The sequence below is a fragment of the Clostridium brassicae genome, from assembly GCF_026738875.1.
Lineage (GTDB): Bacteria > Bacillota > Clostridia > Clostridiales > Clostridiaceae > Clostridium_H > Clostridium_H brassicae.
Genome location: NZ_JAPQFJ010000031.1, coordinates 14,644 through 27,197, shown reverse-complemented (window position 1 = coordinate 27,197; position 12,554 = coordinate 14,644). Strand labels below are relative to the sequence as shown.

Here is a 12,554-nt window from a genome sequence, read left to right as displayed (position 1 = left end):
CTTTCTTAATTTTTCTGTAGCAAGAAAATTATACTTCAAGGCTTGGTATTATCCACTATTTATTTTTTGGAAACTATAATATGGAAACTAATAAAGTTTTGTTTGTACAAAACTTAGGTAATTAAAAATATTACATAATACTATAAAAAATTATTATTATACAGTAATTTCACTTATATACTGCTGAGATAAAACCACTTACATAATAAGAAAATTCTATCTCAGCATTAAAATCACTTAATACTTAGCATTCTTATATTTCTATTTTTAGCTGCACTCATTAAATCTTTTACCCTCTTAATTTTATCCCTATCTTCTCCTAATAAACTTCTTCTGTTTTCTATTTTCTCAAGTATTCGATCAAGCTCCTCATAGCTTATACCTAGAGCATATTCGTCAGTAATTCCTGGTATTAAATCTGGCGAAGGAGGTTTGGAAATTATTTTTTCTGGAATATTCATTTTCTTAGCTAGCTGAAAAACCTGACTTTTATATAAATGTAGTAATGGTTCTATGTCTACAGCATCATCTCCCCATTTAACATAAAATCCTGTAAGATATTCAGTTTTATTTGTAGTTCCCATAACTGCATATCCTCTTTTTTCCCCTTCCATATATAAATAGCACATTCTAATTCTATGCTTAACTCTATAATAAGAAATTCCTCTTAAAAATTCACCACTTCCTTTATTATATAGATCTTCTAAGTAAGCATCTGTTTTGCTTAAAGCTTTCCATTTACGCATAACAACCATTTGCTTAATTTTTCTAGGAATGAAATAAAAATTATGTTCCATAGAATAAATCCCCATATCTTTTAAAACGGGACTGATAGAGATTATGTTATATTTAATGCCTAAAGTTTTACAAACTAATTTAGCATCACTTACTGTATCCCCTGCAGAATCTCTTTCTGGAAGAAGTATGCCATACACCTTATCTTTTCCCAGTGCTTTTACACAAAGAGCAGCTACTACAGCCGAATCTATTCCACCACTTATTCCAATAATAACACCTTTATATCCATGTTGATTAACTATATTTTTTATAAACTGTATTATCCTTTCTTCCATAAACGCATCTCCTTAAAAATAGAGCTACAATTAATAAACATTATATTCATATAAATTCATATAGTCACTCTTTAAATGCCTATCTATTATGAAAGTATTAATATTATTAAATAAATTTATAATTTATATGTAAATAAATTATAATGGTTTTTATGTAATATATCGGTATTTACGATTCAATATACTATAATATATTTATATGTACTTAAGTCTTTTAAAGTGCTCTATTGAACATAAGTAACTTTAAAAGAATACACTAGTATAAACAAAAATATAAAAATCTGTTGTTTGGTAATTCATAATTATAAGTAAAATTTATATGTATTTTATGTAATGAACTATTGAACAACCTCTATATTAAAATATAAGGGGGATTTATATGAAAATGAATGCTTATTACCCAACTTACGAGGAGATGCTTTATCCAAATAAAATTGATTCTACTCTTAGAAAAAAAGCATTATATTCTCAAAATAAAAACGAATTAGATCCTATAAACTTATTAAATATTACTTGGAAAGATGAAAAAGGGAGCGTTAGAAAACTTGTGCTTCCAAAAGAACTTACTGGAGTTGATGCAAACATAATCGTTTTGCTCGGAAGTTATTTTCCATCAGGCTCTCATAAAGTTGGCCCTGCCTATTCAACATTAATTGAAGGATATATTGATAATAATATGATTCCAGGTGAAAACAGTATTCTAGCACCTTCTACTGGAAATTTTGGGATAGGTGCTGCATATATATGTAAACTTATGGGCTATGATTCTATCGTTGTTATGCCAAAAAATATGAGTAGAGAAAGACATGAAATAATAAAAAAATATGGTGGTAAACTTTTCTTGACTCCAAGTAATGAATCTGATCTTATACTAACTTTACAAAAAACCTACGAGCTTGCTAGGAATAATCCAACCTATAGAGTTTTAGCTCAATTTGAGCTTTTCTCCAATTATAGATTTCATAGATATGTAACTGGTAATTCTGCTATTGAAGCCGTTAAAAATGTTGGCAATGGCAAGATATCATGTTTCTGCTCTGCACCAGGTTCAGGTGGAACAATAGCTGCAGGAGATGAAATTAAAAAACTATTTAATAATTGTATAGTTGCTGCTGTAGAACCCTATGAATGTTCAACTTTAGCAAATGGACGTAGAGGAACTCATAGAATTGAAGGTATAGGCGATAAAATGTGTACTTTGATACACAATGTCCTAACTACTGACTATGTAGTATGTATTAAAGATCAAGATTGTTTGTTAGGTATAAAAGGTTTTCATGATTGGGGCGAAAAATTAAAATCATTTGGGATAAATCCTTCCTTTATAAATTATGCTAAGAATCTTTTTGGCCCTTCTGGAATATGTAATATACTTTCCTCTATTAAAATGGCCAAATATTTAAATTTAGGACCCAAAGACAATGTCGTAACTATTGCAACAGATGGTTTTGACAGATACGGTTCTGTAATTGAAAAATTAAATAATGAATTGAATCTTCAAAGCAATTCTTTGAAAAATAATTGGGTGGAAAATATTTTTCTTAATCAAGATATGAGTGAAATTTATAATTTTAAAAAAGCTGAATCAAAAGAAACCTTATTCAAATTAAAAGAAAAAGATTGGATACAATTCGGCCATTGTAAGGAATTTTTAGATTCCATGAAAGATATGAGTTTCTGGGATAATGAGTATTCAAAGATTAAATATTATGATGAAAAAATAAAAAAGACAAGAATAAAAATATGATATAATATATTAAAATATAATGTAAAACTTAGGTGGTAAACTAATGAAAATCTTTTTTCAAAATCTACTAAAAATTCTTCTAAAAATGGCTCTTTTAATATTAATAACAATTTTAATATGTTTTATAATAAGTTCTTTTAAACATTATAATTTTAATAATACTTTAATGTTTACAGGGCTTGGATATATGCTTATAGGTGTTTTAAGTAGCATAGGAAGCGCATCATCTATAGGAAATTTTAAGTATATTCAATCTAGAAGTTCTAAAGATAGCAGTTCTTTTGAGGATACCAAGGAGGACTTTAGACTAAAAGACTCATCCTTAAACTTTATGGCTTTTATGTCTATTAGCGGTTTTATTATAATAATGTTAAGTTATACAATTACAATTTAAATTTTTTAAATAACTATAAGCTACCTCATAAATTTATAAATAAAATATGAGATAACTTATATGCAAATAAAAAGAATCCTAGCAAATATCTCCTTTACTAGAATTCTTTTTATTATTAACTTTTATCCAAAGTATCTCTTTAATAATCCTCTGAAAGCTGAACCGTGTCTAGCTTCATCTTTGCACATCTCATGTACTGTATCATGGATAGCATCATAGTTTAATTTCTTGGCAAGTGTAGCTAAATCTTTCTTTCCTTGACAGGCACCATGTTCTGCATCCACTCTTAATTCTAAATTCTTCTTAGTACTATCTGTAACAACTTCTCCTAAAAGTTCTGCAAATTTAGCTGCATGTTCTGCTTCTTCCCAAGCTATTCTCTTATAAGCTTCTGCAACTTCAGGGAATCCTTCTCTATCCGCTTGTCTACTCATAGCTAGGTACATTCCTACTTCTGTACATTCTCCAGCAAAATTTTCTCTTAATCCTTGTAATACTTCTGGATCTACATCTTTACCTATTCCTATTCTATGTTCATCTGCCCATTGTAAATCTCCATTTTCTTTCTTCTCTACAAATTTTTCCTTTGGTGCTTTACATAATGGGCAAGATTCTGGAGCCTCATTTCCTTCATGAACATATCCACATACTGAACAAACAAATTTCTTCATATTAAATTCCTCCTAATAATAAATTATATATTATAAATTTAATCTTTCATTCAATAATTAATACTAAGTAATAATTATTATTTACTATGTTTATATAGTATATCAATTTTCTTATTTAATCAATTTTTATTTTATCCATTTTCAGCCATTTCACTAATTTATCTTATGATTTCTTTCATTTAATATTTATTTCTTTTAATATCTTTCTTTTCCAGTATAACTCATTAAAATTTAAAAGCTTTCGTATATTTATATATTAGAAATATTACGAAAGCTTATTTATATTACACTATATTTGCAACCATTTTCACACTTATTTCAAATAAAAAACTTCTAAATATATTTTTAAATCTATAGTATACTAATCACCCTATTCCACCATAAACTACTCCAAGAATTACAACTATTATAGCTACTATTACAAAAACATACTTAGCTATAGGATTAAACCATTTTCCAATAGGTTTTATAGCTCCTTTATTTATTTCTGCTCTAGCATTATCTGTTCCATAAACCCAGAAAAATGTTATAGCTGCTAAAATCGCCCCTAATGGTGAAAGAAAAATAGTTATAAAATCTGAAAAAGTACCAAATCTATTCATACTTAAATCTAAAGGTATTCCACAGATAAAAGCTATTATTGAAACTATTATTACAGCTTTTTTTCTTGTACATTTAAATCTGTACATTAGAGCTTCTGCAGGACCCTCTAACATATTTATTGCAGAAGATATAGCTGCAAATAGCACACTTAAGAAAAATAATCCTCCAAATATCTGCCCACCTGGCATCATTTTAAAAATAGAAGGAACAGTAATAAATAATAATGCTGGTCCAGCTGCTGGATCTAATTTAAATGCGAAAGCTGCTGGAATTATTATAAACGCTGCAAGTAATGCTGATATGCTATCAAATATAACCGTTTTAATTGCAGCACTAGGTATATCTACATCATCACCTAAATAACTCCCATAAACAACTAAAGCACATCCTGTTAAAGATACTGTAAAAAATGCTTGACCTAACGCCATAACCCAAGTAATAGGATCTTTAAGATAATGCCATTTAGGTACTAACAAATACCTAACTCCTTCCATAGCACCTGGAAGACTTAAAGATTTTATCATTAAAAGTGTAAATATAATAAAAAGCGCTGGCATCATAATTTTATTCATTTTTTCTATTCCCTTAGTTACTCCTAAAACTACAATCCATGCAGTAACTAACATAGCTATTGCATGCCATGATATACTAGAAGATGCACCAGCAAAATTTGCAAAGTATGAAGGTATATCTACTTTATTAAATGTTCCTAAAGAAGCTGAAAAAAAGTATCTCATTATCCAACCCACTACTATAGTATAAAAAATAAAAATTCCTGTAAGTGCTATTGTTGGTATACTTGCTATAAAGGATCCTAAAGGTAATTTTTTTTCACGAAAAATTTCTGTAATTCCTCCATAAGATCCTTTCCCTCGATTTCTTCCAAGAGCAAACTCTCCCATTAATCCTGTTATTCCTAAAATAACTACAAATATAGAATAAGGAATAAGGAATGCCGCTCCCCCATATTGACCAAGCCTCCATGAGAACATCCATATGTTCCCTAAGCCTACTGCCGATCCAATGCACGACAGTATAAATCCTAATTTTCCTGTGAATTTTTCTCTTTGTTTCATTTTCTGTTACCCCCTTAGAATAAAAAAAGCTGCATAGATATCAATTAAAATATCTATGCAGCTTAATATATTATTATATAATAACCATCATAGATACAAACCCTATAAAAATGAATGCTTCATAGGGCTTGTATCTATGACTAATTTATATCACATATACAAACCCAATCTAAAATGGTTATTAAAGAATTTTTCTGATTTATTATTTATGTAAAGTGTATGTTTCATCTTAAATTCTCCTAAAAATTGATTTTTTATATAATAACACAATATAATAAATATTGCAAGTTGTTTTAAGTTTTCGCAATACCAACAACCCTTTATTTTAAGTCTCTATAACATTTATAACCACAAATACTATTCGTATTCTTTACTGCTCTTACTACAGCTTTTTCCATAACTCTTGCAGCTAAAAGTCCTACTACATTAACATCCGCTTCTACTTCACCTGTAGCCAATGCAAAAATAGTATCTCCATCATACATAGAATGAGCAGGAAATATAGTTCTTCCAAATCCATTATGAGCCATGGACGCTACTTTGTTTGCTCCTGCTTTTGTTAATTTAGCATTAGTGCATATAATCCCAATAGTTGTGTTTCCATTAAACAAATTTCTCTTATCATCATATTTAGCTATCATAATATTTTCTGTATTTCTAAATCCTGTTTTTTGTTCATTTAATACTCCTGCAACTACTTTACCACTTTCAGGATCAATAACATCCCCAAGACAATTAACTGCTACTATAGCTCCAACTATCAGCTCTCCAGCTTTTAATGCAAATGTTCCAAGTCCTCCCTTCATTGAAAACTCAGTTCCTAATACCTTACCTACTGTAGCTCCTGCGCCTGCCCCTATATTTCCTTCAAGTAGTTCTAAATTGTTCGCATTAATACACGCTTTATATCCCATCTCTTTATCCGGTCTTATTTTATAATCTCCAATTATTAAGTCAAATAAGGCTGCACCGCAGACTATAGGAACCTTTGTAACCCCAACATCAAATCCTACTCTTTTTTCTTCTAAATATTTCATAACACCAGCAGCAGCATCTAATCCAAAAGCACTTCCCCCTGTAAGTAAAATTCCATGTACCTTATCTACCATATTTACAGGATTTAATAAATCAGTTTCTCTAGTGCCTGGTGCCCCACCTCTTACATCTACTCCTGCCGTTGCACCTTCCTCGCATATAACTACTGTGCATCCAGTTGCCGCCTCTAAATTTTGCTCATGTCCTACCTTAATTCCTTTTATATCTGTAAATTTTACACTTTCCAAGTTTCTCACCCCTATTTATAATTAACCATGTTTTAAATTATTATAAAACAACCTTATTTTAAAACATAGCCTGAAATTTATAATTTACATCAAATAAAACAATATAATAAAAGCAGTAAAAACATTTTAAGTTCCTACTGCTACATATTCTCTAATTAATTTTTTCTTACTTTTTTAACTGCTAAAACTACTCCTACAGTTATTATAATTGCTACAATAATTTCTGGAATTCCATGAGTAATACCTATAACAGCTATTGCCTTTCCAACACCATCTATTGGCATATTATTAGCTTTTGCAAATGGCTCTGCATATAATAAGTACATCATTCCTAAAAAACCAAATGTATTAGTTAGAGTACCCACAGCTGCTGCTACTCCAATTCTAACACTTTCTTTCTTGGTAGGAATCAACTTATAAGTATAATAAGTTAAAATACCTATTAATATTCTTGGAGCTACTGATACTAAAGGATTTAAAATAGCAACTAATAGTATATTCCCAGTTGTTACTGCTCTAATAATGCTTAATATCCCAAATATAAGCCCCATTATAGCTCCTATTATAGGTCCTTCCAAAACCGCTGCAATAATAACAGGAATATGCATTATTGTAGCCGCCACAGGCGGTATAGGGATAATACCAAGTGGTGTAAATCCAAGTAATACTGCTATAGCAGATAACATAGCCAATGTAGTTATTTTCCTTGTACCTGCCTTACGTTTAGAATTAACATCAAGATTTCTTTCCATAAATTTACCTCCGTTCTTATTCCTTTAAGGATATAAGTCGACTTCCTAAACTTACTTAAATATACGGTTTTAAGTTCAGTTTCTTAATCGAATACCGACTTTGTAAATATTTTAACACCTTTCTTTCCAATTTTAAATAGTTTTTTTTATACATTTTATTCGAAATATTATTTTACCTTTTGATAGTACATTAGATGCCCCATAAGTCATAAGCAAATAAATATAACATAGTAATGCACTCTTAAGATTTTATATTTATTTTGCTAAAATGAATTATAGGGCGGTCTAGACATAACTATTTTGCAAGCTCATATATTGCATGTGAATATATTTTTGCATTTTTCATTAAATCTTCTATTTCAATATACTCATTTGGTTGATGAATAAGCTCTGGTTCTCCAGGAAATAAAGGTCCAAAAGCAACTATATTAGGCATCTCCTTTGCATAAGTGCCTCCGCCTATTGATAGAAGTTCAGCTTTTTGTCCTGTTTGTTCTTCATAAACCTTTACTAAAGCTTTTACTGTGGAATGATCTTCTGAAAAATATAGTGGTTTCTGATGTTGCATATTTTCTACTCTTATGCTACTATCTTTAATTGTTAAATTTATACCTTTCATCATTTGCTCAAAAGTGCATGTAACAGGATATCTCAAATTTACTGTCATTCTTACTGATTCTTCATTTGCATCTATTGTCCCAATATTAAATGAAAGATTTCCTGAAACCTCATCCCTAAGTCCCACTCCAAAAGCTTCACCATCTGTATCTAATCCAACTGTTTCATTGAAAAACTTTATAAAGTTTATTATGTCACATTCTTCGAATCCTAGTTGTTCTATAAATCCAAATAATTGCATTATAGCATTTTTACCTAATTCTGGTGTGCTTCCATGAGCAGATGCTCCTATTGATTTTATAATTACCATATCATCTTTAGCTTCTGCAGTTACATCATATCCAGTTATCTCTTTAAAATTATGAGCATAAAGAAGTACTTTTTCTACATTCTCAGTTACAACTGCTGCCTCGCAATAATCTGGAACCATATTAGCTTTATTTCCGCCCTTAATATATTTAATTTTATTATTACAACCCTTCAAATTTAAATCTTTTACAAAATCAAATATAGTAATTCCTTTCTCTCCATTAATAATTGGATATTCAGCATCGGGAGTAAATCCAGAGACAGGTGCTTTCTCTGTTTTAAAATAATGTTCAATCTCCCCACATCCACTTTCTTCATTTGTTCCAAAAATTATTCTAACCCTTTTAGATAAGTTAAGATTTAAATCTTTTATAGCTTTAAGTCCATAAAGAGCTGCTATTATAGGTCCCTTATCATCCATGGTTCCACGTCCAAACATTTTTCCATCATGTATTTCTGCTCCATAAGGAGGGTATATCCAACCATCTCCTTCTGGTACAACATCTAAATGTCCTAAAACACCTACATATTCTTCTCCTTCTCCATATTCAGCATATCCTATATAATTGTCTAAATTTACAGATTTAAATCCTAGTTTTTCACTCAAATCCAAGGCATATTTAAGAGCATTGTAAGGGCCTTCTCCAAATGGCATATCTCCTTTAGCTTCTCCCTCTACACTCTTAATTTTAACTATTTCCTGAGTTGAACTTATTAACTCTTTCCTCATACCATCTATTTTCTCATTTAATTGCATATATATCTCTCCTTGCCATCATATAAATAATTATATACATTATAATCTTTTTATGTTAAGATTATCAACTTTATTTTGTTTATAAATTACAAGTAAAATTAAATAATATATTTTCAAAACATATCCAATTTTAATCAAAATTAAGTTTAATTCTATAACTATATGTCAATAATCAAAATATATATGAGGAAATTCTAGATTTTCAAATCTATGACTACATGGAATTTTCTAATCTAAATGAAATGTACTATAATGTAAGAGGTGAAAGTATGGATAATATAAATATAGATAAATCATTAGAGCGTATCATATTAAATTACATAGATAAAGGTAGAAAATTATTTGAAGAAAATAAAATTGATAATGCTTTTAAAATGTTTGATAAGGCTTTAAGCCTTAACTATAACTATGCTGAGTCATATTTAGCTAAGGGTGAAGCTCATATACAAATGCATGATGTTAAAGAAGCTGAAAAATGTATAAAAAAATTTTTAAAAATAAGTTCTAATCCATTAAAAGGATATTTAGATATGATCGAAATTTATCATATGTCTGGTGAATTTGATAAAGCATTAGATTTTTGTAATAAGGTACTTAAAATAAAAGATAATGATTATTATATCCATTATAGAAAAGCTTGCATACTGCAACAAGCAAATAAATTATTAGAAGCTTTAGATAGTTTTAATAAATCTCTCAACTTAAACCCCAACTTTTATGAAGCATATTGTGAAAAGGGTGAATTATTAAAAGCATTATGTGATCATGAGGAAGCATTAAACACTTTTTCCAAAGCAATAGAAATAGACCCAACTAAAAGTGAAGCTTACACCTCTAAAGCTCTTGTATATATTGATTTAATGAATTATGAGAAAGCTTATCCTCTTGCTAAAAAAGCTTTTGATATAAATCCTAAAGATGAGTGGACAAAATGCTATTATTTTATAATAAAAGATATGTTAAAAAGAAATACAAATATAGATAAAGGTTTAGTTATCCCCTTTAAACTAAATGAGTTAAGCTAACAGAAATTTTCTATTAGCTTAATTTATTTATTGGTTCTTTGTTCTTTGCTTGTTTTGTCTTTCTTTGTTTTTACCTAATTTTCTTGATTCATTTGAATATCCCAATTCATTAGATGTTTCCATCTTCATTTTTGCAAGTTCTTTTTTTGTTTTTGGATTTACTTTTTTACCTTCTTTACTATTTTTGTTATCCTTATGAGCCATTAGATTCCCTCCATTATATATTAGTAAATCTTTAATTTTATTGTGCCCAAAGAGTTAAAATATATAATAGAAATCATCCTTTTATTCATCCATATTCTTATATATAAACCAATCTGACAAACTATATATTCCACGTTCTTTATCTAATGATGGGTCGTCTTCTTCTCCTCTATGGAATAAAACCTTATCGCCTATAATCTCATTATGGGGCCAGTTTGCTGGAGAAAAAACTTTTTTAATAGATGCCATTTTTAATGCTTTTACTGTTCTTAGTATCTCGTCAATATTTCTTCCTATTTCCTTAGGATATTCAAGCATAGTTCTTACTTTACCATTGTGATCAACTATAATTACTGCTCTTACTGCATATGTGTCATCTTCATTAGGATGAATTAATCCCAAAGTTTCAGCAACCTTTCTATTTTCATCATCTATTACTGGAAATTCTATTTGAACATGTATATTTTCTTTAATCCATTGAATCCATTTATGATGAGACTCTAAACTATCTACACTCAAACCAATTAATTCTACCCCTAATTCATTAAATTGTTTCTTTTTCTTTTGAAAAGAAACAAATTCTGTAGTACATACTGGAGTGAAATCTGCTGGATGGCTAAATAATATAAACCATTTTCCTTTATAATCATTAGGTAAACTAATAGTTCCCTTTGTTGTTTCTACTTTTAATTCAGGAAATTTATCTCTAAGTGATAGTTTCATAAAACCCCTCCTAAGTAATAATAATTATTTAATGATAATTATACACTAGCTTTATGAAAACTAAAAGCTTTTTTTACACTATTATTAAAATATTATAAAAAGTTGTGGTAAAAAAAAAGTTAATGCATATATTATTTAGTATGTAAAAAGGAGGTCTGAATTATGGAAAAATCATTAGAAGTACAAAATATAAAAGTAACTAACAATACAACTGAATCAAATAGTAATAAAGAAACAAAAAAAACATTCCATATCACACAAGATGTAATAGAAGAATGTCTTGAAACCTTTTTAGGGTAATTATATAAGAAACCTCAAATTATCTTTGAGGTTTCCAGATATATTCCCCATTTTTGTTTATATATCCTAACTTGTTTTTCACCTCTACTGCTGCTATACCATTTTTAAAATCATAAGCCTCATTAAACTTAGGCTCTATAACCATCTCGCCCTTAAGATTTAAATATCCCCACTTATCCTTTATTTGAACAGCTACCAATTCTTCTGCAATAATATCTATATTTTCATATCTTATAGGGATAATTTCTTCTCCCTTTCTATTTATATATCCAAATAAATCCTCTTTTCCAACTAATGCATATCCCTCATAAAAATCATCTACTTCATCAAACTTTGGATCTATAACCATTTCACCATCTTTATTAATATACCCACATCCGTTTTTAACTTCTACTGCTGCTAATCCTTCTGAAAATTCATTAGCCATAATAAATTTTGAAGGTATTATAATATTTTGATTTTTGTCTATATATCCAAATTTATCATTAATATCTACAGATGCTAAACCTTCTCTAAAACTATGAGCATAATTATATTTGGGTTGTATAACTATATTTCCTTCTTTATCTATATATCCCTGTTTTCCTCCAACTTGCACTAAAGCCATACCCTCACTAAAATCATAAGCATCTAAAAAAGTATTAGAAATTACTTCCTTTCCTTCTTTATTTATATATCCCCATGTATATCCTAATTTAAACGCTGCCAATCCTTCTTTAAAGTTATTTACTTCTTCATATTTAGGCTGAATAACATACTCTCCATTTCTATTTATAAACCCATACTTGCCATTAACCTCTACTATTGCAAAATCGTCTTGAAATTCTTCTGCATAATCAAATCTTGTATCTATTAACAATGTACCTCGATTGTCTATATAACCATATTTTTCATTAATAATTACAGGATAAAGCATATTATTATCGTTCATATTAAATTTCTCCTTATTTACTAATATTATATAATTATAATATAGCATCCAAGTAATATATTATCAATTTTTACTAATTAAAAAACTT

At 28.8% G+C, this 12,554-nt stretch carries 13 protein-coding genes; 4 read left to right on the top strand and 9 right to left on the bottom strand.

Translation table 11 applies throughout. The annotated features are described in order from the left end of the window. Nucleotides 1-233: 233 nt before the first annotated feature. Complete coding sequence (nadE, locus tag OW729_RS18145; RefSeq protein WP_268062958.1) at nucleotides 234-1,073, bottom strand: NAD(+) synthase; 840 nt, start codon at nucleotides 1,071-1,073, stop codon at nucleotides 234-236. A 379-nt stretch (nucleotides 1,074-1,452) separates the two neighbouring features. On the opposite strand from nadE, the gene OW729_RS18140 reads away from it, so the two are divergent. Together OW729_RS18140 and OW729_RS18135 are read left to right on the top strand one after the other, a co-directional pair. Continuing rightward, complete coding sequence (locus OW729_RS18140; protein ID WP_268062957.1) at nucleotides 1,453-2,820, top strand: PLP-dependent cysteine synthase family protein; 1,368 nt, start codon at nucleotides 1,453-1,455, stop codon at nucleotides 2,818-2,820. Nucleotides 2,821-2,863: 43 nt separating this feature from the next. Continuing rightward, nucleotides 2,864-3,214, top strand: coding sequence for a hypothetical protein (locus OW729_RS18135; RefSeq protein ID WP_268062956.1), 351 nt, complete (start codon nucleotides 2,864-2,866; stop codon nucleotides 3,212-3,214). Nucleotides 3,215-3,336: 122 nt separating this feature from the next. Here the strand turns inward: OW729_RS18135 and OW729_RS18130 are convergent, their stop codons facing one another. The 5 genes from OW729_RS18130 to pepV all read right to left on the bottom strand — a co-directional run bounded on the left by OW729_RS18130 (nucleotide 3,337) and on the right by pepV (nucleotide 9,283). After that, nucleotides 3,337-3,885 (bottom strand): NADH peroxidase, encoded by a 549-nt coding sequence (locus OW729_RS18130; protein WP_268062955.1) that lies wholly within the window; start codon nucleotides 3,883-3,885, stop codon nucleotides 3,337-3,339. A 365-nt stretch (nucleotides 3,886-4,250) separates the two neighbouring features. Then, entirely contained in the window at nucleotides 4,251-5,564 is a 1,314-nt protein-coding gene (locus tag OW729_RS18125) for a sodium-dependent transporter (protein WP_268062954.1), read from the bottom strand. Between the two features lie 320 nt (nucleotides 5,565-5,884). Beyond that, nucleotides 5,885-6,847, bottom strand: coding sequence for a P1 family peptidase (locus OW729_RS18120; RefSeq protein WP_268062953.1), 963 nt, complete (start codon nucleotides 6,845-6,847; stop codon nucleotides 5,885-5,887). A 155-nt stretch (nucleotides 6,848-7,002) separates the two neighbouring features. Beyond that, nucleotides 7,003-7,599 (bottom strand): ECF transporter S component, encoded by a 597-nt coding sequence (locus OW729_RS18115; protein ID WP_268062952.1) that lies wholly within the window; start codon nucleotides 7,597-7,599, stop codon nucleotides 7,003-7,005. Nucleotides 7,600-7,894: 295 nt separating this feature from the next. Beyond that, the gene (gene pepV, locus OW729_RS18110; RefSeq protein ID WP_268062951.1) at nucleotides 7,895-9,283 is read right to left on the bottom strand and encodes a dipeptidase PepV; all 1,389 of its coding nucleotides are present in this window, start codon (nucleotides 9,281-9,283) and stop codon (nucleotides 7,895-7,897) included. 269 nt (nucleotides 9,284-9,552) lie between these two features. Between pepV and OW729_RS18105 the strand changes: the two genes are divergently transcribed. After that, nucleotides 9,553-10,308, top strand: a complete 756-nt coding sequence (locus OW729_RS18105) for a tetratricopeptide repeat protein (RefSeq protein WP_268062950.1) — start codon at nucleotides 9,553-9,555, stop codon at nucleotides 10,306-10,308. Nucleotides 10,309-10,335: 27 nt separating this feature from the next. Here the strand turns inward: OW729_RS18105 and OW729_RS18100 are convergent, their stop codons facing one another. Beyond that, complete coding sequence (locus OW729_RS18100) at nucleotides 10,336-10,512, bottom strand: small, acid-soluble spore protein, alpha/beta type (protein ID WP_268062949.1); 177 nt, start codon at nucleotides 10,510-10,512, stop codon at nucleotides 10,336-10,338. Between the two features lie 81 nt (nucleotides 10,513-10,593). Beyond that, entirely contained in the window at nucleotides 10,594-11,235 is a 642-nt protein-coding gene (locus OW729_RS18095) for a peroxiredoxin (RefSeq protein ID WP_268062948.1), read from the bottom strand. A gap of 162 nt (nucleotides 11,236-11,397) precedes the next feature. Here OW729_RS18095 and OW729_RS18090 point away from each other — a divergent pair, with 162 nt between their 5' ends. Then, a complete protein-coding gene (locus OW729_RS18090) occupies nucleotides 11,398-11,535 on the top strand; it encodes a hypothetical protein (RefSeq protein ID WP_268062947.1) in 138 nt (45 codons plus the stop codon). A 19-nt stretch (nucleotides 11,536-11,554) separates the two neighbouring features. On the opposite strand, the gene OW729_RS18085 is transcribed toward OW729_RS18090, so the two are convergent. Then, nucleotides 11,555-12,466 (bottom strand): WG repeat-containing protein, encoded by a 912-nt coding sequence (locus OW729_RS18085; RefSeq protein WP_268062946.1) that lies wholly within the window; start codon nucleotides 12,464-12,466, stop codon nucleotides 11,555-11,557. Nucleotides 12,467-12,554: the final 88 nt, after the last annotated feature.

Excerpts from the sequence above, each read along its gene's own strand:
- pepV (WP_268062951.1), bottom strand. The coding sequence starts at position 9,283 with ATGCAATTAAATGAGAAAATAGATGGTATGAGGAAAGAGTTAATAAGT.
- OW729_RS18135 (WP_268062956.1), top strand. The coding sequence starts at position 2,864 with ATGAAAATCTTTTTTCAAAATCTACTAAAAATTCTTCTAAAAATGGCT.
- OW729_RS18115 (WP_268062952.1), bottom strand. The coding sequence starts at position 7,599 with ATGGAAAGAAATCTTGATGTTAATTCTAAACGTAAGGCAGGTACAAGG.
- OW729_RS18130 (WP_268062955.1), bottom strand. The coding sequence starts at position 3,885 with ATGAAGAAATTTGTTTGTTCAGTATGTGGATATGTTCATGAAGGAAAT.
- OW729_RS18085 (WP_268062946.1), bottom strand. The coding sequence starts at position 12,466 with ATGAACGATAATAATATGCTTTATCCTGTAATTATTAATGAAAAATAT.
- OW729_RS18140 (WP_268062957.1), top strand. The coding sequence starts at position 1,453 with ATGAAAATGAATGCTTATTACCCAACTTACGAGGAGATGCTTTATCCA.
- OW729_RS18100 (WP_268062949.1), bottom strand. The coding sequence starts at position 10,512 with ATGGCTCATAAGGATAACAAAAATAGTAAAGAAGGTAAAAAAGTAAAT.
- OW729_RS18105 (WP_268062950.1), top strand. The coding sequence starts at position 9,553 with ATGGATAATATAAATATAGATAAATCATTAGAGCGTATCATATTAAAT.
- OW729_RS18090 (WP_268062947.1), top strand. The coding sequence starts at position 11,398 with ATGGAAAAATCATTAGAAGTACAAAATATAAAAGTAACTAACAATACA.
- OW729_RS18095 (WP_268062948.1), bottom strand. The coding sequence starts at position 11,235 with ATGAAACTATCACTTAGAGATAAATTTCCTGAATTAAAAGTAGAAACA.
- OW729_RS18125 (WP_268062954.1), bottom strand. The coding sequence starts at position 5,564 with ATGAAACAAAGAGAAAAATTCACAGGAAAATTAGGATTTATACTGTCG.
- nadE (WP_268062958.1), bottom strand. The coding sequence starts at position 1,073 with ATGGAAGAAAGGATAATACAGTTTATAAAAAATATAGTTAATCAACAT.